19 protein-coding genes are annotated in these 22,870 nt (G+C 46.5%); 6 read left to right on the forward strand and 13 right to left on the reverse strand.

Features of this window, described 5'->3' with window-relative positions:
- Positions 1 to 187: 187 nt before the first annotated feature.
- Complete coding sequence (gene leuS, locus GWR21_RS21845) at positions 188 to 2,956, reverse strand: leucine--tRNA ligase (RefSeq protein ID WP_162333802.1); 2,769 nt, start codon at positions 2,954 to 2,956, stop codon at positions 188 to 190.
- A 189-nt stretch (positions 2,957 to 3,145) separates the two neighbouring features.
- Between leuS and GWR21_RS21850 the strand changes: the two genes are divergently transcribed.
- From GWR21_RS21850 to GWR21_RS21860, 3 genes are all read left to right on the forward strand, one after another.
- Positions 3,146 to 3,970: a cell division protein FtsX gene (locus tag GWR21_RS21850; RefSeq protein WP_162333803.1), complete on the forward strand. Its 825-nt coding sequence runs from the start codon at positions 3,146 to 3,148 to the stop codon at positions 3,968 to 3,970.
- A gap of 26 nt (positions 3,971 to 3,996) precedes the next feature.
- Entirely contained in the window at positions 3,997 to 4,263 is a 267-nt protein-coding gene (locus tag GWR21_RS21855; protein ID WP_162333804.1) for a DUF3098 domain-containing protein, read from the forward strand.
- Between the two features lie 100 nt (positions 4,264 to 4,363).
- The gene (locus GWR21_RS21860) at positions 4,364 to 5,164 is read left to right on the forward strand and encodes an undecaprenyl-diphosphate phosphatase (protein ID WP_162333805.1); all 801 of its coding nucleotides are present in this window, start codon (positions 4,364 to 4,366) and stop codon (positions 5,162 to 5,164) included.
- A 71-nt stretch (positions 5,165 to 5,235) separates the two neighbouring features.
- Here the strand turns inward: GWR21_RS21860 and GWR21_RS21865 are convergent, their stop codons facing one another.
- Positions 5,236 to 6,453 (reverse strand): alanine dehydrogenase, encoded by a 1,218-nt coding sequence (locus tag GWR21_RS21865; RefSeq protein WP_162333806.1) that lies wholly within the window; start codon positions 6,451 to 6,453, stop codon positions 5,236 to 5,238.
- Between the two features lie 68 nt (positions 6,454 to 6,521).
- The gene (gene tsaE / locus GWR21_RS21870; RefSeq protein WP_162333807.1) at positions 6,522 to 6,944 is read right to left on the reverse strand and encodes a tRNA (adenosine(37)-N6)-threonylcarbamoyltransferase complex ATPase subunit type 1 TsaE; all 423 of its coding nucleotides are present in this window, start codon (positions 6,942 to 6,944) and stop codon (positions 6,522 to 6,524) included.
- A 195-nt stretch (positions 6,945 to 7,139) separates the two neighbouring features.
- Here tsaE and GWR21_RS21875 point away from each other — a divergent pair, with 195 nt between their 5' ends.
- On the forward strand, positions 7,140 to 9,245 hold the full coding sequence (locus GWR21_RS21875) for a heavy metal translocating P-type ATPase (RefSeq protein ID WP_162333808.1): 2,106 nt from the start codon (positions 7,140 to 7,142) through the stop codon (positions 9,243 to 9,245).
- Between the two features lie 52 nt (positions 9,246 to 9,297).
- Positions 9,298 to 11,202, forward strand: coding sequence for a RecQ family ATP-dependent DNA helicase (locus tag GWR21_RS21880; protein ID WP_162333809.1), 1,905 nt, complete (start codon positions 9,298 to 9,300; stop codon positions 11,200 to 11,202).
- A gap of 66 nt (positions 11,203 to 11,268) precedes the next feature.
- Here GWR21_RS21880 and GWR21_RS21885 read toward each other — a convergent pair whose 3' ends face one another.
- Both GWR21_RS21885 and GWR21_RS21890 read right to left on the reverse strand, forming a co-directional pair.
- Entirely contained in the window at positions 11,269 to 12,315 is a 1,047-nt protein-coding gene (locus tag GWR21_RS21885) for a Gfo/Idh/MocA family oxidoreductase (RefSeq protein ID WP_162333810.1), read from the reverse strand.
- 153 nt (positions 12,316 to 12,468) lie between these two features.
- Entirely contained in the window at positions 12,469 to 12,897 is a 429-nt protein-coding gene (locus tag GWR21_RS21890) for a DUF1573 domain-containing protein (protein WP_162333811.1), read from the reverse strand.
- A gap of 188 nt (positions 12,898 to 13,085) precedes the next feature.
- Here GWR21_RS21890 and GWR21_RS21895 point away from each other — a divergent pair, with 188 nt between their 5' ends.
- Positions 13,086 to 14,324 carry a hypothetical protein gene (locus GWR21_RS21895; RefSeq protein WP_162333812.1) on the forward strand — a complete coding sequence of 413 codons (1,239 nt, stop codon included), beginning with the start codon at positions 13,086 to 13,088 and terminating at the stop codon, positions 14,322 to 14,324.
- 159 nt (positions 14,325 to 14,483) lie between these two features.
- Here GWR21_RS21895 and GWR21_RS21900 read toward each other — a convergent pair whose 3' ends face one another.
- The 8 genes from GWR21_RS21900 to lpxD all read right to left on the reverse strand — a co-directional run bounded on the left by GWR21_RS21900 (position 14,484) and on the right by lpxD (position 22,821).
- Complete coding sequence (locus GWR21_RS21900) at positions 14,484 to 16,052, reverse strand: helicase HerA-like domain-containing protein (protein ID WP_162333813.1); 1,569 nt, start codon at positions 16,050 to 16,052, stop codon at positions 14,484 to 14,486.
- A 138-nt stretch (positions 16,053 to 16,190) separates the two neighbouring features.
- On the reverse strand, positions 16,191 to 16,541 hold the full coding sequence (locus tag GWR21_RS21905; protein ID WP_238429945.1) for a co-chaperone GroES: 351 nt from the start codon (positions 16,539 to 16,541) through the stop codon (positions 16,191 to 16,193).
- A 102-nt stretch (positions 16,542 to 16,643) separates the two neighbouring features.
- Positions 16,644 to 17,483, reverse strand: a complete 840-nt coding sequence (locus GWR21_RS21910) for an MBL fold metallo-hydrolase (RefSeq protein ID WP_162333814.1) — start codon at positions 17,481 to 17,483, stop codon at positions 16,644 to 16,646.
- Positions 17,484 to 17,518: 35 nt separating this feature from the next.
- On the reverse strand, positions 17,519 to 18,823 hold the full coding sequence (locus tag GWR21_RS21915) for an MFS transporter (protein ID WP_162333815.1): 1,305 nt from the start codon (positions 18,821 to 18,823) through the stop codon (positions 17,519 to 17,521).
- A gap of 78 nt (positions 18,824 to 18,901) precedes the next feature.
- Positions 18,902 to 19,522, reverse strand: coding sequence for an ABC transporter ATP-binding protein (locus GWR21_RS21920; RefSeq protein WP_162333816.1), 621 nt, complete (start codon positions 19,520 to 19,522; stop codon positions 18,902 to 18,904).
- Positions 19,519 to 20,313 carry an acyl-ACP--UDP-N-acetylglucosamine O-acyltransferase gene (gene lpxA, locus GWR21_RS21925; RefSeq protein ID WP_162333817.1) on the reverse strand — a complete coding sequence of 265 codons (795 nt, stop codon included), beginning with the start codon at positions 20,311 to 20,313 and terminating at the stop codon, positions 19,519 to 19,521. Before lpxA ends, GWR21_RS21920 begins: the two co-directional genes overlap by 4 nt.
- A gap of 9 nt (positions 20,314 to 20,322) precedes the next feature.
- Complete coding sequence (locus GWR21_RS21930; protein WP_162333818.1) at positions 20,323 to 21,738, reverse strand: bifunctional UDP-3-O-[3-hydroxymyristoyl] N-acetylglucosamine deacetylase/3-hydroxyacyl-ACP dehydratase; 1,416 nt, start codon at positions 21,736 to 21,738, stop codon at positions 20,323 to 20,325.
- A gap of 33 nt (positions 21,739 to 21,771) precedes the next feature.
- Positions 21,772 to 22,821 (reverse strand): UDP-3-O-(3-hydroxymyristoyl)glucosamine N-acyltransferase, encoded by a 1,050-nt coding sequence (gene lpxD, locus GWR21_RS21935; RefSeq protein ID WP_162333819.1) that lies wholly within the window; start codon positions 22,819 to 22,821, stop codon positions 21,772 to 21,774.
- Positions 22,822 to 22,870: the final 49 nt, after the last annotated feature.

Raw genomic sequence — 22,870 nt, forward strand, 5'->3', positions numbered from 1 at the left:
CCTTGAAGTGCCCTTATGGTGACCTTGAGGTGATATATTGGTAAGCCGATCAGGCACTGTTTAGAAGGGGGCTGTAAGCTGATCGGTACCTGATGAAGACCAGGGTGAATTAAATGACAACTATAGGTATAAAAAAAGAGGCCTTCGCATCTGCGAAGGCCTCTTTTAAATCATATATTATTCAGGATCAAACAACAAGGTTGATCATCCTGCCTTTTACGATCACGATCTTCTTTACTGGTTTACCATCGATCCATTTCTGTACAGCTTCGTTTGCCAGTACTTCTTTTTCGATAGCCGCGTTATCTGCATCCAGCGGGAAGCTCAGTTCGGTGCGTGTTTTACCATTTACCGCTATCGGGTAGGTGAACGCACTTTCTTTGGTATACTGCTCGTCAAATACCGGGTAAGGCGCATCCAGTACGCTGGAGGTATTGCCCAGCAGGTGCCACAGTTCTTCAGCGATATGCGGTGCATACGGCGTCAGTAATATCAGCAGTGGTTCCAGTATGCTGCGTTTGTTACATTTCAGGCTGCTAAGCTCATTGACACAGATCATGAACTGGCTGACAGCTGTATTGTAAGAGAAGTTTTCGGTATCAGCATCGATCTTCTGGATCGTCTTGTGCAGTATTTTCAGTTCTTCCGGTGTGGCAGCATCGTCTTTTACAATGAGGCCCTTCTGTTCGTCAGCGAAGAGGCGCCACAGCTTTTTCAGGAAGCGGTGTACGCCTTCGATACCCTTGGTATCCCATGGTTTGGACTGTTCTACCGGTCCAAGGAACATTTCGTACATACGGAAGGTATCTGCACCGAACTTCTCTACCACGTCATCCGGGTTGACTGTGTTGTACTTTCCCTTACTCATTTTTTCCAGGACAACACCGCAGATATATTTACCATCTTCGAGGATAAATTCGGCGTCTTTATTGGCAGGGCGCCAGTTCTTAAACGCTTCAATATCCAGTTCCAGACCGTCTACGATGTTCACATCCGTATGCAGTTCGTCGGTTTCGTACTTGTCTTTCAGGCCATGGGAAACGTATGTATTGGTGCCACGCAGGCGATATACCATGCGGGAGCTACCCCCGATCATACCCTGGTTGATCAGTTTCTTGTAAGGTTCCTGGAAGCCAATATATCCAAGGTCGTACAGGGCTTTGGTCCACATACGGGAATACAGCAGGTGTCCTACTGCGTGTTCTGTACCACCTACATATACATCTACCTGATTCCAGTAGTCAGTAGCCTGGCGGCCGGCAAATGTTTCCGTGTTTTTAGGGTCGGCATAGCGGAGGAAGTACCAGCTGCTACCTGCATAACCAGGCATGGTGTTGGTTTCCCTTCTGGTGTCCGCATCTATCTGTACCCAGTCAGTGATGTTAGCCAGAGGACCTTCCCCTTCTTCACCCGGTTTGTAATTCTCTACGTGTGGGAGTGTGAGTGGTAATTCTTTTTCGTCCAGTGCATAAGGCACGCCGTCCTTATAGACGATCGGGAACGGCTCCCCCCAGTAACGCTGGCGGCTGAAACCGGAATCCCTCATCTTGTAGTTGATCTGGCGCTTACCGATACCCATTGCTTCTACTTTATCGATCACAACATCCATGGCGTCACGCATGTTCATGCCATTCAGGAAGTCGCTGTTTTGCAGTACCGCATCTTTGGTCGCATTAGCTTCTTCACCATTGAATGCATCACCGATGATATTGGTGATATGTATATCGAAATGTTTTGCAAAAGAGTAATCACGCTGATCACCGCAAGGTACCGCCATGATCGCGCCGGTACCATAACCAGCGAGCACGTATTCGGAGATCCATACAGGGATACGCTGGCCGTTGAACGGATTCAGTACATAAGCGCCTGTGAAACAGCCGGTTATTTGTTTTACTTCCGCCAGGCGCTCTCTTTCGGAGCGGCTCTGTACGTAGTCAAGGTATTTCTCTACGTCTTCTTTTTTATCAGCCGTAGTGATGAGCGATACCAGGTCATGCTCAGGCGCAATAACCATGAAGTCCACCCCGAAGATGGTGTCAGGACGGGTAGTATAAACAGTAATACCGGTATTTTCGAAACCATCGATCTGGAAAGTGATCTCAGCCCCCTGGCTCTTACCGATCCAGTTACGCTGCATTTCTTTCATCGCATCGCTGAAGGCAACAGTTTCCAGGCCATCCAGCAGGCGGTTCGCATATTCGGTGATACGGAGGAACCACTGTCTCATTTTCTTTTTGATAACGGGGAATCCGCCACGTTCACTGACACCGTTCACTACTTCATCATTCGCCAGTACAGTACCCAGTGCGGGGCACCAGTTCACTTCCGCAAATGCCAGGTAGGCCAGCCGGTAGTGCATGAGTATCTCACGCTGACGTATTTCGGAGAACTGTTTCCATTCTTCGCCGGTGAATTTGATGTAGCGGTCGCCAGGACATTCGTGGGCCGCGTTACCGGCCTGTTCGAATATACTGATCAGGGTATCGATCTTCTCTGCTTTCTGGGTAGTGCGGTTGAACCAGCTGTCGAACAGCTGGAGGAAGATCCACTGCGTCCATTTATAATAACCAGGATCGCTGGTGTTCACTTCACGTTCCCAGTCAAAGGAGAAGCCTATGTTGTCCAGCTGCCTGCGGAAGGCAGCCAGGTTATTGGTAGTGGTAACAGCAGGGTGCTGACCGGTTTCCAGTGCATATTGCTCTGCCGGCAAACCAAAGGCGTCCCAACCCATAGGGTGGAGTACGTTAAAGCCTTTTAGTCGTTTATAACGGGCATAAATATCAGATGAAATGTAACCAAGTGGATGTCCCACATGGAGTCCCGCTCCCGATGGGTAGGGGAACATGTCCAGTACGTAACATTTGGGTTTGGGGCTATTGTTGCTGACCTGGTAAGCCTTCGTTTCCACCCAGCGTGCCTGCCACTTTTTCTCAATCGCCCTGAAATTGTATTCCATATATTAATTAATAATCTTTCTAATCTGTGTATGAGTCTGATTCAGCTGCTCATGTATCAGCTTAAAATAACGTTAAAGGATGACAAAAGTAAACATAACTCCTAATTTTTATTATTTTCGCCAATAAACGGTAGATTAATGGCGCAGCAACCCGGCAGATCATCATCAAAAAAATCTAAACCTTCCTATTTGTACTCTATTATTGGGGTAGCTCTTGTCCTTTTCCTGCTGGGAACGTTGGGACTAATAGTTATCCATGCCAATAAACTGAGTGAATTCTTTAAGGAAAGCATTGAAATACAGGTGATTCTGAGGGATAACGTGAAAGAGGAACAAGCGATTGCCCTCCGTGATTCTATCGCCACCCGTCCTTATGTGAAATCTATCGAATACGTATCTAAGGATATGGCCGGTGAACGTTTCAAGAAGGAATTTGGTGAGGATTTCATCACACTCTTACAATATAACCCATTATACGCGAGTATCAATATTAAGGGGAATGCCCGCTATGTGAACCCGGACAGCCTGAAAATAATTGAGGAGAACCTGGCACAGCAGAGCATCGTAAGAGAGATCTCTTATCAGCGCGGACTGGTAAGTAAGCTGAATGAGAACGTGCGTAAGATCGGACTGGTGATACTGGGCATCTGTGCGCTGCTGGCGCTGGTTGTGATCGTACTGATCGACAATACCATCCGCCTGGCCATGTTCAGCAACCGCTTCCTGATCAAGACGATGCAGATGGTAGGTGCTACAAGATGGTTCATTGCCAAGCCGTTCGACCTCAGAAGCATTATAAATGGAGCGATCAGCGCACTGCTGGCTATAGCAGGACTGATCGGCATCATCTACTTTGCAGACCAGCTGCTGCCGGAACTGGCAGGCATGAGGGACTATTTCATGACAGCCGTATTATTCATAGGCATGATCATTATCGGTATCTGTATCTCCCTGGTGAGTACGCACCGCTCAGTAATGAAGTACCTGCGTTTAAAACTGGACGACCTTTATTAATCTGATAATTACACCATACTATAAATATGAGTAAAGCAACTAAGCATATCAATGTTGACAAAGCAGATGCAGACATCCGCGCTGTATTTCCGAAGGAGAATTACAAGATCATGATTGCGGGTCTTGCAATCGTGGTAGTAGGCTTCCTGTTAATGATGGGAGGCGCCAGTGACGATCCTAACAGCTTCAAGCCGGAAGAAGTATATAGCTTCCGTCGTATCACCCTGGCTCCCATTGTTATTTTACTGGGACTGGTGGTGGAGATCTACGCTATTATGCGCAGGCCTAAATAAGCCAGCTAAGAAAATATGAACTTTCATATGGCGATGAGCATTCATCGCCTTTTTTTTGATAACAAACAACCTCAGCGTTTTTAAACCCATTTAAATTGTCATGGAACTTTGGCAGGCGATTATTATTGCAATTGTAGAAGGATTAACTGAATTTTTACCTGTATCATCTACAGGGCACATGGTGATCACCAGTGCATTGTTAAATCTCAACAAAGACGAATTTACCAAGCTGTTTGAAGTGTGTATCCAGTTGGGTGCTATTCTGGCGGTAGTGGTATTGTATTGGAAGAAATTCCTGGTATTTGATAAGAACCGGGTTAACTTCTACATTAAACTGGTAGTAGCAGTACTGCCTGCATTGATAGTAGGATACCTGTTTGCAGATAAGATCGACGACCTGCTGGAAAGTCCGCTGGTAGTAGGTATTACTTTGCTGGCCGGAGGTGTGGTACTGTTGTTTGTAGATAACTGGTTTAAGCAGCCCACCATCGAAAAGGATGAAGATATGAGCCTGTTTAAAGCGCTGCGTATCGGATTCTGGCAGTGTGTGGCGATGATACCAGGGGTAAGCCGTAGTGCGGCTACTATTATCGGTGGCATGCAGCAGAAGCTGACCCGTAACGTAGCGGCCGAATTTTCCTTCTTCCTGGCTGTACCAACTATGGCAGCGGCAACAGGCTACAAACTGCTGAAAGGCCGTGAGTTGCTGATGTCTAATACCGAAAACCTGAAACTCCTGTTGATAGGTAACGTGGTAGCATTCATCGTAGCAATGATCGCTATTAAGTTTTTCATCAATGCCCTGAAAAAGTATGGTTTCAGAGTATGGGGATATTACCGTATTGCGGTAGGTATCGCTATCCTGGCCGCTATCGGCATGGGATATAAGTTAAGTGTTTAATCCTGACGTTTCTTTTTTATAACGGGCCCCGCGCGTAAATGGCGGGGCTTCTTTTTACTGCGTTATTCCCGCTAACCTTTTACGGCGAGCAGCAGCTCCAGATCTGTATACTTTAATTTGAATTTCTCACTGAGGTGGTAGTTGGTCAGTGCGCCTTTGTACAGGTAGATACCGTTACGAACACCGCGCTTGATCCATACAAGGTTCTCAAAGCCGCCATCGTCAGCAGCCTCCAGCAACAGCGGCATCAGTACATTACTAATTGCTTCTGATGCTGTACGGGCGAATCCTGATGGGATATTAGGTACGCAGTAGTGTACAACATCATATTTTTTAAACACCGGGTTTTCATGACTGGTGATCTCTGAGGTTTCGAAGCAACCACCACGGTCTATACTGACGTCAACGATTACAGAGCCGGCCTTCATATTGCTGACCATTGATTCTGTCACCACGATAGGGGTACGGCCATTCTGAGAAGAGAGTGCTCCGACAGCGACATCCGCATTACGTAGCTGCTCGGCCAGCACTTTGGGCTGCATCACAGAGGTGAATATACGTACACCAATGTTGTTCTGCAGACGTTTCAGTTTATAGATGTTATTGTCAAATACTTTTACAGATGCACCCAGTGCCATGGCAGTTCTGGCTGCAAATTCCCCCACTATGCCGGCACCAATGATCACTACTTTGGTAGGAGGAATACCCGTTACACCACCTAACAGAATACCTTTTCCTTTATTACCATTACTGAGGTACTGACCGGCGAGCAGCATGACTGCGCCTCCGGCAATTTCACTCATAGCCCTGACGATCGGATAAGTGCCTGCATCATCTTTCAGGTTTTCGAAAGAGAGCAGGGTGATCCTTTTCTCCATCATTTTCTGTACCTGCTCAATCTTGAGCGCAGCAAGATGAATAGGGGAGATGACGATCTGGTGAGGATGCAGCAATTCAATTTCTTCATCATTGAGCGGAGCTGATTTTACAATGATCTCTGCTTTGAAGACCTCTTTCTTGTCATAAATAATTTCGGCGCCGGCCTCTGAGTAGTCGGTATCATAAAAGTGGGAGCCGTCTCCGGCCTTATGTTCAACCACTATGTGATGCCCGTTGCTGGCTAAGATACTTACCGCATCAGGTGTTAATGCAATACGGTTTTCCTGGAAGGAGGTTTCTTTAGGTATGCCTATAAATAAACGGGAATTTTTTTGAGGAATATCCAGCGTTTCTTCCAGTGGTGAATATGTAAAGCCAGCACTCACAACAGGTTTTTGCCTTTGCTCCATATGATTATCAAGATTGGTCCGGGTGATTTTTTCCGAGTATTCAAAGATACGTCATTTGTTGAAAAGCATTATCCGACGCGTAAAAGCCTTTTTTTATCTGGTAACACTGATAATTGCAGCCGTACTGTTTCAGGCGGTAGCAGGTCACTGATGATGTCAGGCCATTCTACGAAACTGATCGCATGCTCGCGGTATAATGTGTCTTCCACGCCGGCGGCTATAGCTTCTTCCTCATCTTTTAAACGGTAAAGGTCAAGGTGGTAGATGCTGTACTGCTGACCGTTTTCACTAAAAGCATACTCGTTGATAATGGAAAACGTCGGACTGGCAGTAGCATCTTCTACGCCTCTGGCAGCGCAGAGCGCTTTGACAAATGTGGTCTTACCTGCACCCATCGGCCCTTCCAGGGTAAATATATGTTGCCCCTTGTAATGTTGCCAGAAACTGGCTGCTGTGGCAGACAGCTCTTCCTGCGAAAATGTCCATTCCATGGAGTAAATTTAGCTAAATACTATATCATTGGTTGCTACAGTGTTGCATTAAAAGTGCCAGGTGCCGGAATGGATTGATAATCTGTATGATAAGCGGATGCGTCGATACTCAGTTGCATTAATATTTTATTCGCGTAAAATAGTCGTAGGTACCTTTGTAGAGGTATTTTGATATTAATAATATTCAGTAGAATCATGGAAACGATCAGTTGTAAAGTAAGAGGCATGCATTGCACCAATTGCGCGCAATCGGTGTCAAGATACCTGGAAAATAAAGGCATGCAGGATGTGAACGTAAGTTTCGCTACCGAAGAACTGCGTTTTACCCTGCCGGAAGGCATTACTTCTGCTAATGACGTACTGAAAGGCATCAACCAGATGGGATACCAGATAGTACTCCCTGACGAACCGCAGTCACCTGCTGCATTTCTGAACACCCTTACTTTCAAATTCTTTTTCTGTGCCATATTTACCGCCCCCCTGTTACTGCATATGTGGGTACACTGGGCATGGTTGCACAACCCGTATATACAGCTGGCGTTGTCTACTCCCGTTTACCTGATGGGGCTATGGCATTTCGGACGTAGCGCCTGGAGGTCACTGGTGAACAAACTGGCCAATATGGATGTACTTATTACCCTCGGTGCGACGGCCGCCTATGGCTATAGCCTGACGGGCACATTGCTCAATCTGGGCAGCGACTATATGTTCTATGAAACAGCTGCCGCCATTATCACCCTGGTATTCCTGGGCAATCTGCTGGAAGAACGTTCTGTAAAACAAACCACAACGGCTATCGCGGATCTGGCGAGAATGCAGGTAACCACCGCACGGCTCATTACAGACCACGACAATCATGAACATATCAATATTGTGGATAACCAGACACTGAAACCAGGGGATAAAGTGCTGGTCAACTCAGGCGACAAAATTCCGATGGACGGTACTATTTACTGGGGTGGCGGGCATATTAACGAGTCCATGATAACGGGGGAGAGTGCGCCGGTCGCCAAAAAAGAAAAGGATAAAGCCATTGGTGGTACCATCATGGAAGATGGTAGTATCAAGATGTTCATTACTGCTACTGGTAAGGATACCGTGTTGTCCTATATCATAGAACTGGTCAAACAGGCACAGGGCAGCAAGCCGAACATGCAAAAGCTCGCCGACAGGATCAGTGCCATCTTTGTACCGACAGTACTGGGCATTGCGGTTGTTACATTCCTGGGATGGCTGCTTTTCGGTCATGTCACGACAGGAGAAGCGATCATGAAAAGCATCGCTGTACTGGTCATCGCCTGCCCATGTGCTATGGGGCTGGCTACTCCTGCCGCGGTCATGGTAGGACTGGGTCGTGCAGCTAACAATGGTATACTCATAAAAGGGGCTAATACACTGGAAGCCTTCAAGGATATTAAATATGTTGTGCTGGACAAAACAGGTACCCTCACAACAGGCAAACTTCAGCTAGGGAATTACCATTTTGAAGGCATGACAGAGCAGGAGTTCAAGGCCACGGTATATAGTCTGGAGAAATATTCTTCACATCCGATAGCCCGCTCATTGTCAGGTTTGTGGAAAGGGCAGGGAGAAGCGGGCCTGTTGCAGGTCAGGGAGATCAAAGGCCGGGGTATGCAGGCGAAGGACGGTCAGGGTAATGAGTGGCAGTTAGGTTCCTATGCGATGGCGGAGCAGGCTACACAAGATGACAGTCATAACATTTATTTGCTGAAGAACGGGCAACTTGTTGGCTGGATAGATCTTACAGATGAGATCAGACCAGATGCCGTACAAATGGTACAACAGCTGCAAAGCCGTGGTATCAGTACCGTGTTACTGAGTGGCGATACTGAGCGGAAATGCCGGGAACTGGCAGCACAGGTAGGTATTACGGAAGTGTTTGCCGGACAGTCGCCGGAGCAGAAGCTGCAAAAGATAGATGCACTCATGAAAGAGGCTGCTGTAGCCATGGTAGGAGATGGCATCAATGATGCACCAGCCCTGGCAAGAGCGAGCATTGGCATCTCTCTGAGCGATGCTACGCATGTGGCTATGCAGAGTGCGAATGTGATACTACTGAACAACCGCCTTTCCTCGCTGCCACTGGCCCTGGGGTTGGGACGCCATACCTATCTGACTATAAAACAGAATCTCTTCTGGGCATTCATCTATAACATCATTGCGATCCCATTCGCAGCATTAGGGGTATTAAGCCCGATTTCCGGCGCAGGAGTAATGGCCTTGTCAGATATCGTACTTGCAGTAAACTCTGTCAGATTACGTTATAAAAAGGTCATCTGATAACCCTTTCGTGCAGATGTAGACAATTCTTTAAATTTACGCCTGCACCAATATGGCTCATCCATCTGACATACTTAAAAAATACTGGGGATACGATCAGTTCCGTCCTTTACAGGAAGACATCATCCAGGCTATCATCAATGGGAAAGATACCCTTGCACTGCTGCCCACCGGTGGTGGCAAGTCTATCTGTTTCCAGGTACCGGCACTGATGAAACCTGGTATATGCCTGGTAGTGACACCGCTTATTGCGTTGATGAAAGACCAGGTAGCCAATCTGAAGAAACGGAATATTCCTGCGGTAGCGATTTATGCAGGCATGTTTTATCAGGATGTGGAGCGCTTGCTGGAAGAAGCCAGAAGGGGAAAGTATAAGTTCCTGTATGTCTCTCCTGAGCGCCTGCAAAGTAACCGGTTCCTCGAATACTGTGATGGTATGCCGGTGAACCTGCTGGCTATTGATGAAGCGCATTGTATATCCCAGTGGGGATATGATTTCAGACCTGCATACCTGGAGATAGCCACCATCAGGAATCATTTCCCGGGGGTACCTGTGTTGGCACTGACGGCATCTGCGACACCGGAAGTACAGCGGGATATCTGTGACAAGCTGCTCATGCGGCATCCCTCCATCTTTACCAAGAGCTTTACACGCGCCAATCTTTCCTATAGTGTTATTGAAGAAGATAATAAGCCAGAAAAGCTGGTGCACATCCTGCAGCGTGTGCAGGGTAGCGCTATTGTATATTGCCGTAACCGGAAGCGTACCCGCGAGATCGCCGATATGCTGGAGCAGGAAGGTATAGCAGCTACTTATTATCATGCGGGACTGACGGGGGAAGAACGTACGGTTCGTCAGGAGTTGTGGATCAGTAACCGTATCAGGGTAATGGCCTGTACCAATGCCTTTGGTATGGGTATCGATAAGCCGGATGTGCGCGTTGTTATACACTATGAAGCAACAGATGGGCTGGAGGCATATTATCAGGAGGCTGGCCGTGCGGGCAGAGATGAGAAGAAGGCGTATGCAGTGATGTTGTATCAGCAACAAGAGCTCAGCGAGATGCAGAAAGCCCTGCGCCTGCAATTCCCGGAGATACCGGAAATACGCGACGTGTATCAGGCACTGGTGAATTATCTGCAGGTGCCCGTAGGTAGTGCAGAAGGCATTTATTATGATTTTGACATCAACGATTTTGTACGAAAGTTTAATCTGAATATAACCATTGCTTATAGTTCTTTGCGGATACTGGAACAAGAAGGTATCCTTCAATTGAGTGAGAGCGTCTTCATGCCGTCCCGTGTGGAATTTGTGATCAGTAAAAGAACCTTGTATGACTTTACGGATATGCAGCCTGCATTTGAGCCGGTGACACAAACATTGTTGCGCACGTATGAAGGGATTTTTGATACGCCTGTACCGGTGTATGAAAAGCAACTGGCACGCCTGTTAAGACAGTCGGAAACGCAGGTGGTACATTGGTTGCAGCAATTGCATCAGCGGGGTATTATCAAATACAATCAACGAAAGGAAGAACCGCAGTTGTGCTTTTCGCAGGAAAGGGTTTCTGCACAACATTTGCGGATAGATGCAGACAGGATAAGGGAACGTATGCAGGCATATAAAATTCGCCTGGATGCTATGATAGATTACGTCAGGAACAGGGATATCTGTCGTACACAGATGCTGGTGCGTTATTTCGGTGAAAAGAATGCAGCACCGTGTGGAACCTGTGACATATGTATTGAAAAGAGAAAACGGCCACTGGACGGCAAAACAGGTGGCACGGTGGCCGAGCAGCTGGTCGCGCAACTGGATAAGCAACCTGCGGACTGGCTTGCCGTTCGTAATAGCTTACCTGACATAGAAGAAGACGTTTTGCTGGAAGTGATGCAGTTCCTGATATTGGAGGAAAAAGCGGGCAGGGATGCAGATGGAAAGGTATACCTGAAGTAATATTAACTGCTATAAGAAAGAGGCATTCTGTTCACAGAATGCCTCTTTCTTATAGCAGCTAACTGTTTACAGTTTAATGATCTTACCTGCTTTGCTACTTTCAAAAGCAGCTTCAATAATACGGATGACATTCACAGCATCAGATGGTTCAACCGGCACCGGTGCGCCTTTTGTTAATGCGGCATGCATACCATCAAAATACTCCAGGTAATTGCCTTTCGGAGAAGGCAGGTATTTTCTGATCACTTCTCCATCTTTCGCGGTATGTAACAGTCCCCACTCATGGATACCTTCTTCACCCCATCCCGGTGCACCAGGCATTAGTCCCTGTTGCAGCATGGTTTCCTGCGTATCTGCTTTTGTTTTGATAAAGGAACCCAGACGGCCATGGAACTGGTAGGAGGGAATAGGTTCCCTGGTGATGTAACTGCATTTCAGTCGTACACGCAGTTTATCATAGAAGAACACCAGTTCAAAATAGTCATCTACCAGAGATTCTTTGCGGATGATACGGATATCGGCCCATACAGCATCCGGCATACCGAACAGCTGCAGCCCCTGATCTACCAGGTGTGATCCAAGGTCATAGAGACCACCGGTTCCCGGTAAAGCGGCTTCTTTATGTTTCTTATAACTCAGCTCTTCACGGTAACGGTCATAATGGATCTCTGCTTCGAGGATGTCTCCGAGATCACCACTGGCGATCACCTGTCGTACAATTTTGAAGTCACTATCAAAACGTCTGTTATGATATACGCTTATTAACAGTCCTTTGCTCTTAGCCAGTTCTACGAGTTCCTGACCTTCTGCGGAAGCGACTGTAAAAGGTTTTTCCACGATGACATGTTTGCCTGCATTCAGTGCAGCTTTTGCATACTCATAGTGTGTATAGTTAGGTGTATTTACAATGATCAGTTCCAGGCTATCATCCTGGAGCATTTCTTCCACGCTCTTATACACTTTCACATCAGGATATCTTTCCTGTGCCATGTGTTTACTTCTTTCCACTACAGCCGTGAATGAAAATCCTGGATGTACATGAATAAAAGGTGCGTGAAAAACGTGGCCTGACATACCATACGCGCATATGCCGGTTTTGATGATTTTTTCCATGTAATCTTTAGTTTGATCTGTTGAGGCAATAAGATAGTGAATATTGAGAAATGATATCAATAAAATGTATGACAGGTAGTGACTAAAATAACAATGCCTGGCAAAACGGCCGTATTCCGGACGCTGCCAGGCGTTGAAGCGAAGTGCTGATGTTTAGTTCTGTACGGTTCCGGTAAGGTGTAGCTCTTTTTCCTGCTCCACCCCTTTGATCTTCACCCAGATCGTTTTATGCTGCTGGCCAACAGAATTGGCTGAATAGGTAGTAGTCACAGTGCCTGTCTTACCTGGCAGTACGGGTGCTTTTGTCCAGGTGGGAGCCGTGCAGCCACAGCTGGTACGTACATTCTCTATCAGTACAGGTTGTTTCTCCACATTGGTAAATTCAAAGTTGATGGTCACGGGTTTGTTGAATGGTGTAGTACCGAAGTCAACATTCTCTTTTTTGAATTTTATCTTAGCATCTGCAGGGTGTTCCGCAGCTGTTGTGGCAGTAGGGGCTGATGCTGGTGGTGGTGTGTTTGTCTGTGCCTGAGTAGATAGGAAAGCGAAGCTTACAAAAAGGGTTACAACTAATGTCTTCATAAAATGCTTTTGAGGGTTATAGATAAAGTAAATTTAAAGAAAATGTGCAGTTGTTTTTTTGGGGAGATGGTAAAATGTAGTTAAATTGGTAAGACGATATAACGAGAGGAATAAAGATAAACTGAACTAACGTGTAAGACCCTTAAAACCAAGACCGAACCCTGCAAAAATAATTACCTACATCAGATATGTTTCCCCTTAATACCTCACGGAGACCGGGTCCTGCGACAGATTTCATAGATGATCTCAAGCTGCAGGACAAACTGGCAGCGCTCGCGCAAACAATAAAACTACGGGTATATGAAGAGGATGAAGACATTATATCTCTACTGGAGATTGATGATGACCGTATCTTTTTAGAGCCACTGTTGTTTGCCTATTTTAATAATGTTACGGCTTCCCATCGCCCTTCCCTGCAGCAACTGTTATTTGGATATATGTCTGAAGAACTGCGCCCGAATACATTTCCGGTGGTGTTTGATCCACATGGTATCGCTTATCTGCCGAATATGGGTAGTATCTGTCTGAGAGGGGAGGTGCCTGTTGAAAAGGCGAAGGTCCGTTACAGAGGTGGTGCTATCTTTGAAGTAAGGGCAGGGGATAAACTATTACCACACACTTTTGTGCCTTTACAGAAGGCAGGTGATTTCGAGTTGTTGCCATTTAATCATCCGTTGTTCTACCAATATTTTAAGCCATTCCAGGAGCACCAGGTAGTCGATGTCACTGGAATTGATACTTACAATATCAGCCTATTACAGCGCAGTAACCTGGAGCGTGCTATCCGGCTTATAGCCACGCATTGTCCTGTATTCTATCGCCTGGTATGCATGACGAACGGAAAGATCGTGATCTTCGACAGTGCGTCTGTCGACAGCTTTGTAGCCAGCGATCTTCAGGGAACGATCTTTATAAATGCGAATGAGCGCAGTAGTGTCGCCTTTTTTCTGGATGACCTGGTACATCAATGGTCGCATAATATGCTGAACGCTTACCTTTTTGACAGGCATGAATATTTTCTGATCAATCCTGAGTTAAAGCAGTTATCAGATTATACAGGGGCAGTAGCTGATCCGGGAAACATTTATGATGCTTTCCACAGTTTGTTTACGGTAGCAAGGCGTGTGCAATGCTTCGATATACTGTTCCGTTTAAAGGAGGAGTTTTCCAGGCAGGAGCAGCATGAACTGATCGCCCGTTATTGTGATCAGAGCAGAAGATACGATATAGGAATGCAGAAGGTGGTCTTATCAGAAGTATACACCCCTGCAGGTGAACATTTATATACCTCCCTGTATGACAGTATTGAAAGAACGTTGGATCAGATCAGGCATATCCTGGACCGGGCGGACCTTTCCAACCAGGTATTCACATTCAGTTACCCCAGCTTTTGCGTACTGAATGATTACTCAATAACCAGTGAGTAACACGCTTCCTTCCTGGTATATGGCTATGAACGATCGGGAGCGCTGTAAAGACATTCAGATTTACCTGTTTTTAGCCTTATTAGCCAGTTTTTATAGGCAGGACGGTAGTAAAGGCAATCCCGGTGCATCCGGTTTGAAATTTAGCCGTTATTTGAATGTTCAGAACCAGCTACTTTCTTTCTTACTGCTTTTGCCACCCAGCCCAAGGGCGCCCAGCAGACTACGGGTAATGATATTGGCGGCGGTACGACCTACCTGTCTGGCAGTGGAGCTGGTGAGTACGGTTTCCAGCACGCCTTTCTCTTCTTTCTTTTTGCCACTATTGCCTTTAGCTGCCGCATTTTCCTCTTTCGCTGCTGTTGATTTTTCCGCTGCTTCCTCGAGTTTAGCGGTCAGGATCTCATAAGCGCTTTCATTGTCCACTTCCCGGTTATATTTCTTCACCAGTTTAGATGTATGAACAAGTGCTTCGGCTTCTGCGTCAGTCAACACATCCATACGGGAGCGTGGCGATACAAGCATGGTTGCGGCGAGGGGCGTAGGCTGGCCTTTTTCATTGAGGCAGGTAAAGAGGGCTTCACCTATACCTATCTGCGTCAGGAGGTCATCTGTTTTATAGTATTCCGATAGCGGATAGTTCTCAGCTGTCTGTTTGATCGCCTTCCTGTCATTCGCAGTAAATGCGCGCAGTGCATGCTGTACCTTCATACCGAGTTGTCCCAGCACTGCAGGAGGGACGTCCATAGGGTTTTGTGTACAGAAGAAGATGCCGACACCTTTTGACCGGATCAGTTTAATGATAGTTTCTATCTGTTGCAGCAGGGCAGTACTGGCCTCCTGGAAAATGAGGTGTGCTTCATCAATGAACATGACCAGTTTTGGTTTTTCCAGGTCTCCTTCTTCCGGAAGGGTGGCATAGAGTTCAGCCAGGAGGCTTAACATGAAGGTGGAAAACAGTTTTGGGCGGTCCTGGATATCGGCTACTCTTACAATAGAGATCATACCACGTCCGTCATCACTGATGCGCATAAGATCGTCTACTTCAAATGAAGCTTCGCCAAAGAACAGGTCAGCGCCCTGCTGTTCCAGTCCTATGACTTTCCTGAGAATGGTACCGGCAGAAGTCGTAGATATCTTACCGTAGTCTTTTTCCATGGCAGCTTTTCCTTCATCACTTACATATTGCAGTACTTTTTTGAAGTCTTTCAGGTCGAGCAGAGGAAGTTTATTATCGTCACAGTATTTAAAGATCATTGATACCAGGCCTTCCTGTGTATCATTCAGCTCAAGTATTTTGGAGAGCAGGATTGGTCCGAATTCACTTACGGTTGCACGCAGGCGGGCGCCTTTTTCATTGCTCAGCGAGAGTAATTCTACGGGGTAGGCAGCAGGCGACCAGCTGCCACCTATTTTCTGATAACGTTCTTCAATTTTGGGGTTACTGGTACCGGCAGCAGCCATTCCACTAAGATCCCCTTTAATATCCATCAGGAGCACAGGTACGCTGGCATCACTGAGCGCTTCTGCAATGACCTGCAGGGTTTTGGTTTTACCTGTTCCGGTGGCACCGGCAATGAGGCCATGTCTGTTCAGTGTTTTCAGCGGAATGAATACATCTGCACCGGTTACAACGTCGCCATCCAGCATGGCGCATCCCAGTTTAATGTGTTCACCTTTAAAGAAATAGCCGTTACGGATGTAGTCGTGGAATGCTGCTTTCGTAGCCATGGGGTAATTTTTACTGAAGTTAACGAAAAGCGATTTCGGACAACCCTAATGGACAAAAAAATTACGAATGCCTGTTGCGTAAAAGGTTGAGCTTTAAACGCAACTGACATTCGTAATACCTGAAGGATACACCCGTTATTACAGGTCTTCTTCACGTTCCAGCAGCAGAATAGCACCCTGCGGAACGATATAATATTTTTCTCCCTGATAGGAAACTTCGGTAGAGCCGCTGAGGAGGAAGATCGCAAGGTCGCCTTCTTTGGCCTGTAACGGAATGTATTTGACTTTATCTTCTTCCGCTTTCCATGCTTCATCTTCTTCAGAAGGAAGCGGCAACGCATAACCGGGACCTGTTTTGATCACATATCCCTGTTGTACCTTTTCTTTTTCCTGCATACCGGGTGGAAGGTATAAGCCGCTTTCTGTGCGCTCATTTGCAGTCGTCAGTTTTATCAGTACTCTGTCTCCTACTACTATTAGTTTCTTCAATTTATTGTCTTGAGTCAAATGTATAGCCATGGTAAAATAACCTCCTGTAAAGATATTACAAAATGTGTGCAGCAGGGACGCGTGGTGCCAATATGGCACTCTTTACAGATCAGACAGGCGTAAGGTATCGGCTATTCTGATGCCTTTGTCTGTCTGTTGCAATGTGCAGCACTCTGTCACAGGATCGTGTTCAAAAAACAAAATATATTTATTCTCAAGGGCTTCCTGCAGGAAGCTTTTTTTCTCCTGTAGGGTCGTGAGCGGGAACATATCATAGGCCATTACATAGGGAATGGGAATATGTCCCTTGCTTGGCAGCAGATCAGCCATATACAGGATTGTCTGGTCTTTGTACTGGATCTGTGGCAGCATCATAGAGTCAGTGTGGCCATGTACGAAGCGGATATTAATGTCATTGCTGAAAGGAATGCCTTCCTCTCTTGGAATGAACTTTAGCTGACCACTTTCCTGTATTGGCAGGATATTGTCTTTAAGAAACGACGCTTTTTCACGTTCATTGGGTTTTGTCGCCCATTGCCAGTGTTCTTCATTACTCCAGTATGCCGCATTCTTAAATGCTGGCACCAGTTTATCGCCCTGTCTCTCTATACATCCACCGCAATGGTCAAAATGAAGATGTGTCAGGAACACGTCTGTTATGTCATTACGGTTAAAACCATGCTTTGCCAGTGACTTGTCCAGCGTATCATCTCCGTGGAGATAATAGTGGCTGAAGAACTTCTCATCCTGTTTGTTACCGATACCGGTATCAATGAGAATAAGGCGGTCACCGTCTTCTATGAGCAGGCTGCGCATAGCCCAGGAGCACATATTGTTTTCATCAGCCGGATTGAGCTTATTCCAGATGCTTTTGGGCACTACGCCAAACATAGCGCCACCGTCCAGCTTAAAATGTCCTGTCTCTATTGTATATAAGTTCATGATGTGATGCGTTTATGAGCTGAAGTTCGTGAATTTCAGCTTTTTGCGGTGAGGCTATTTTGTTTCCTTTTAGCGGAGAACAGCCAGAGCAATCCGATGATGAAGAACAGGATCAGTGCCAGTACGGAGTTACGCATGCTACCGGTCAGCTCATGGATATAGCCGAAAGTGATAAGGCCTATAGCCACGGACAACTTTTCCAGTACGTCATAGTAACTGAAGAAGGAGGCGGTATCTTCTGTTTCCGGCATCAGTTTGGCATACGTGGAGCGGCTGAGTGATTGTACACCACCCATTACCAGGCCTACGGCGACAGCGAGCATATAGAAGTGGGTTTCTGTTTGCATGCGGTAACCAGCGAGGCAGATACCGATCCATAATACGATAACCGTCATCAGTACGGGAAGGTTACCGTATCTGCCGGAGAGTTTAGCCATGCCCCAGGCGCCGAGTACAGCAACGATCTGGATAGCCACTACAGCGATGATCAGGTTGGTAGGACGCAGGTGTAACTCTTCGCTGCCGAAGATAGTCGCCGCCATCATCACAGTCTGGACGCCCATGCTATAAAAGAAGAAACCACGCAGGAAGCGTTTGAGCACAGGCATCTCTTTTACCTGCGCATATACTTTCTTCATCTCCTGGAACGCTTCCGTAATAGCATTGGTTTTATGTTCCTGGATCGTGCCTTTGGATGAAGGCAGACGGATAAAGGTGATCTGTGCAAAGCCTATCCACCAGATACCGGTAAGGAGGAAGGTAATGCGTACAGCCAGTTGACCATCTATCCCGAATGATTCGCCATTAGAAACGAGGACAAAGCCAATGATCTGCAGGAGAACGCTGCCGATATAGCCCATAGAGAAGCCTTTGGCACTGATACGGTCACGGTCTTCCACTGCCGCGATCTCAGGCAGGTAAGAGTTATAGAACACAAGCCCGCCGCAATAACCCAGCGTAGCCAGTATAAAAAAGATAACGCCGTATTCGACATCGGGATTGGGCCCTTTCAGGTTATACAGTGCACAGCAGCAGAGACCACCGAGCCAGGTGAACATCATCAGGTATCGTTTCTTATTGCCTCTGGTATCGGCAATGGAGGAAAGAACAGGAGACAGGATGGCTGCTAATATAAAGGCTGCGGCCATGGCATAATCGTACAGGGCCGAATTCACGAAAGATTTACCGAAGAAGGATACGTTGTTACCTGTTGCATCTGATTTAGTAACGGAGGTAAAGTAAATAGGGAAAAAGGTAGTGGTAATTACCAGGTTGTATACCGAGTTTGCCCAGTCATACATCGCCCAGCCATTGATTACTTTTTTACTGGCAGTTTGCATATTGAGTAAGTAAGTTAGTATTCAAATATAAGAAACAAGACGTTTGTGACGGCTGATGCAGTCACGGCAGAGAGGAGCTTATTTATAATCCTGTATGCTGATCCGGTTGGGACACATGAAATATTCCTGTTCATCATTGGAACTCACGATGATCAGGCGGTCGCCGCTATAGTCAGTGATCAGTTGCTGATAAAGCCGGATACCTGCGGCATCCAGATTGGTACAGGGCTCATCCAGGAGCAGCACGGGTACATCAGAGAAAATGGTCAGCGCCAGTTTGAGGCGTTGTTTCATGCCGGATGAGAAGTTGCGGACCTGTTTGTGCATGGATTTCTCCAGGCCAACGATGGCCACCGCATCAGCAGGTTTAACAGAAGGTATGAAGCTTTTGAACTGAAGGTGGAATTGGAGGCTTTCTGCCAATGTAAATTCTTCGACGAGTTCGAGATAAGGAGCAGCGATGGCACATTGCCGGAAGAACTGATCAGGGCTGAGCAGTTCTTCCGGTGCGCTATGGTAAGTAACGGTACCTTCATTCTGGTGAAGGTGACCGCTGATAACCTGTAGTAAAGTTGATTTTCCCGAGCCATTGGGGCCAAGTATAGCATATCTTCCGCCCTGTTCGAAAGTGGCGGAAACACGACGGAAGATCCAGTCGTAGTTAAAGCGTTTACCTGTCTGGTCGAGTGTTATTTTCATTCGTCGCTGGCTAGTGACGTATAACCTTTCATAATACCCCGGCCGGATTCACGGATAAAGGAGAGTATTTCATCTCTTTCGTCAGTGGCAGGATATTCCGCTTCGATGATACTGATCGCTTTTGACAGCTTGTATCCTTTTACGAATATTACACGGTAGATATCGAGGATGTGATTGATCTTTTCCAGAGAGAAGCCTCTTCTTTTGAGACCGATAGAATTGACACCTACATAAGACAGCGGTTCACGTGCTGCTTTTACGAAAGGCGGTACATCTTTTCTCACGAGTGAGCCTCCTGTAACGAAGGCGTGATCGCCTATTTTACAGAACTGCTGTACGGCAACCATACCAGCCAGTACCACGTGGTCTCCCACGGTGATATGACCAGCCAGGGTGGTGCTGTTAGAGAATACGCAGCTGTTACCTACTTCGCAGTCATGGGCAATATGGCTATAGGCCATGATCAGACAGTTGTTGCCGATCACAGTTTTCCATTTATCCCTGGTACCGCGGTTAATAGTTACATACTCTCTGATGGTGGTGTTGTCTCCTATTTCTGTTGTGGTTTCTTCGCCTGCAAATTTGAGGTCTTGCGGGATAGCGGATATTACAGACCCCGGGAAGATACGGCAGTTCTTGCCGATCCTGGCGCCTTCCATGATAGTTACGTTTGAACCGATCCAGGTTCCTTCACCGATTTCAACATTTTTGTGAATCACGGTGAACGGATCGATCTTTACGTTTGGTGCCACTTTGGCGTCCGGGTGAATGTAAGTAAGCGGATGGATCATTGCTATGGTTTAGCTTTCTCTTGTTTTAATGATTTGAGCGGTCAGGTCGCCTTCTGTTACTACCTTATTGCCTACAAATACAGTTCCTCTCATTTCCACTATGCCTCTTCTGATTGGGCTCAGCAACTCCATCTTCAGGATCATGGTGTCTCCCGGGAAAACTTTCTGTTTGAACTTGCAATTGTCGATCTTGACAAAATAGGTATCGTAATTATGAGGATCAGGAACTGTGCTGAGCGCAAGAATACCGCCACACTGTGCCAGTGCTTCCACCTGTAATACGCCCGGCATAACGGGGTTACTTGGGAAGTGGCCCTGGAAGAAGGGTTCATTGAAGGTAACGTTCTTAATACCTACAACCTGTGAATCGGTAAGATCGATGATCTTGTCCACCAGCAGCATCGGGAAACGGTGCGGCAGTGTCTTTTCGATACTAGGCACATCAAAAACTGCAGGTTTACTTGGATCGTAAACAGGCACATCTTTAATATGCTTATTCTTCTTGATGTATTGCTTGATCTTACGGGCAAACTCCACGTTAGAAGCATGACCTGGACGGTTAGCAATGATGTGCGCCTTGATAGGAACACCTACCAGTGCGAGATCTCCTACAATGTCCAGCAGTTTATGACGTGCCGGTTCATTCGGGAAATGAAGCTGAATGTTATTGAGGATGCCTTCTCTCTGTGCTACGCTGATATGCTCACGTTCGAACACTTTCGCCAGATGGCTCAGCTGTTCTTCACTTACGGCCTTATCCACGATCACGATGGCGTTATTGATATCGCCACCCTTGATCAGGTTATTGGAGATCAGGTATTCGAGTTCATGCAGGAATACGAAGGTGCGGCAAGGTGCTACTTCTTCTTTAAAATCCTGCAGGCTATTGAGATTCGCATGCTGTGTGCCGAGTATAGGAGAGTTGAAGTCGATCATACAGGTAATGCGGTAATCTACAGCAGGTAAAGCTACCATTTCCACATTCTTCTTTTCATCGTAGAAGGTGATATTAGTATCGATCGTGTACCATACTTTTTTCGCATCCTGTTCAGTGATACCAGCTTCTTCTATTTTCTGGATAAAAGGGTAGGAACTACCATCCATGATAGGGATCTCTGGTCCATCTACTTCAATGTGTACGTTGTCAACACCGGTGCCAACGAGGGCTGCCATGATGTGTTCAATAGTACTAACGCGGGCGCCATTGTGTTCAAGGGTAGTGCTGCGGGACGTATCTACTACATAATCCACATCGGCTTTAACTACAGGCTGTTCCGGCAGGTCCACACGCTGAAATTTAATACCATAACCGGGATTAGCCGGCTTCAGGGTCATATTTACATGCGCACCTGTGTGTAAACCAACACCCGATATTGTAACTGGAGTTTTTATCGTGTGTTGATTAGACGACTGTTGATTATTCATATTTAGTTATAACTGTTTATCCTACTTTAATCATCAAACACCTTCCCGCACGGAAAGCAGTTGTTTTACCATGTCTTCCAATTCTTTCACGCGTTTTTCCAGATCGGGCAAATTTCTAAAAATTGCCTGACTTTTCAGGGAACTTTTATAATCAAAAGCCGGGGAACCCATAAGGGCCGTATTCGGTTCTGTTATTGATTTGGACAGGCCGCTCTGTGCATTGATCTTAGTGCCATCAGCCAGCTGGATGTGACCCACCAGGCCTACCTGACCACCAATCACACAGTTCTTACCAATTTTAGTACTGCCGGAAATGCCTGTCTGTGCAGCGATCACGGAGTTAGTATCTACATCCACATTGTGCGCGATCTGGATGAGGTTATCCAGCTTTACGCCCTGACGGATGATAGTGGAACCCATCGTGGCACGGTCAATAGTTGTGTTCGCACCGATTTCCACATCATCATGGATGATCACGTTACCGATCTGTGGTACTTTCTTGTAAGTGCCATCAGGCTGAGGGGCAAATCCGAAACCATCTCCACCGATCACACAACCAGCGTGCAGTATTACGCGGCTGCCCAGTACACAGTTCTCATATACTTTTACACCTGGGAAAATGATGGTATCATCCTTTACGATCACATTATCACCCAGGTATACGCCTGGATATATCTTTACATTGTTACCCAGTACGACGTTCTCACCCAGGTAGGCAAAAGCGCCGATGAAGACATTTTGTCCGGTCTTAACAGACGCGGGAATATGGGACGGCTGTTGAATGCCCGTCTTATTACCCATGATCTGCTTATATTTTTCGAGGAGAAGGGCGAAGGCGCTATAAGCGTCTTTTACCCTGATAAGCGTAGATTTAACAGGTTTTTCTGTCACAAGGCTCTCATTCACGATAAGTATAGAGGCATTGGTCGTATAGATAAACTCTTCGTATTTAGGATTGGCGATAAAACTGAGCATCCCTTCACCCGCCTCTTCAATCTTGGCGATGTTACTCACTTTTACGTCCGGGTTGCCTTCCAGCTTACCATCTAACATGGTAGCCAATTGTAATGCGCTAAACTGCATAGTTATTAATTAATAATGTTATCCGAATCTGACCAGCTATCAAAACACT

This window comes from Chitinophaga agri, assembly GCF_010093065.1.
GTDB lineage: Bacteria > Bacteroidota > Bacteroidia > Chitinophagales > Chitinophagaceae > Chitinophaga > Chitinophaga agri.

Coding starts and splice junctions, on each gene's coding strand:
- leuS (WP_162333802.1), bottom strand. CDS start 2,956: ATGGAATACAATTTCAGGGCGATTGAGAAAAAGTGGCAGGCACGCTGG.
- GWR21_RS21855 (WP_162333804.1), top strand. CDS start 3,997: ATGAGTAAAGCAACTAAGCATATCAATGTTGACAAAGCAGATGCAGAC.
- GWR21_RS21860 (WP_162333805.1), top strand. CDS start 4,364: ATGGAACTTTGGCAGGCGATTATTATTGCAATTGTAGAAGGATTAACT.
- GWR21_RS21865 (WP_162333806.1), bottom strand. CDS start 6,453: ATGGAGCAAAGGCAAAAACCTGTTGTGAGTGCTGGCTTTACATATTCA.
- tsaE (WP_162333807.1), bottom strand. CDS start 6,944: ATGGAATGGACATTTTCGCAGGAAGAGCTGTCTGCCACAGCAGCCAGT.
- GWR21_RS21875 (WP_162333808.1), top strand. CDS start 7,140: ATGGAAACGATCAGTTGTAAAGTAAGAGGCATGCATTGCACCAATTGC.
- GWR21_RS21880 (WP_162333809.1), top strand. CDS start 9,298: ATGGCTCATCCATCTGACATACTTAAAAAATACTGGGGATACGATCAG.
- GWR21_RS21885 (WP_162333810.1), bottom strand. CDS start 12,315: ATGGAAAAAATCATCAAAACCGGCATATGCGCGTATGGTATGTCAGGC.
- GWR21_RS21890 (WP_162333811.1), bottom strand. CDS start 12,897: ATGAAGACATTAGTTGTAACCCTTTTTGTAAGCTTCGCTTTCCTATCT.
- GWR21_RS21895 (WP_162333812.1), top strand. CDS start 13,086: ATGTTTCCCCTTAATACCTCACGGAGACCGGGTCCTGCGACAGATTTC.
- GWR21_RS21900 (WP_162333813.1), bottom strand. CDS start 16,052: ATGGCTACGAAAGCAGCATTCCACGACTACATCCGTAACGGCTATTTC.
- GWR21_RS21910 (WP_162333814.1), bottom strand. CDS start 17,483: ATGAACTTATATACAATAGAGACAGGACATTTTAAGCTGGACGGTGGC.
- GWR21_RS21915 (WP_162333815.1), bottom strand. CDS start 18,823: ATGCAAACTGCCAGTAAAAAAGTAATCAATGGCTGGGCGATGTATGAC.
- GWR21_RS21920 (WP_162333816.1), bottom strand. CDS start 19,522: ATGAAAATAACACTCGACCAGACAGGTAAACGCTTTAACTACGACTGG.
- lpxA (WP_162333817.1), bottom strand. CDS start 20,313: ATGATCCATCCGCTTACTTACATTCACCCGGACGCCAAAGTGGCACCA.
- GWR21_RS21930 (WP_162333818.1), bottom strand. CDS start 21,738: ATGAATAATCAACAGTCGTCTAATCAACACACGATAAAAACTCCAGTT.
- lpxD (WP_162333819.1), bottom strand. CDS start 22,821: ATGCAGTTTAGCGCATTACAATTGGCTACCATGTTAGATGGTAAGCTG.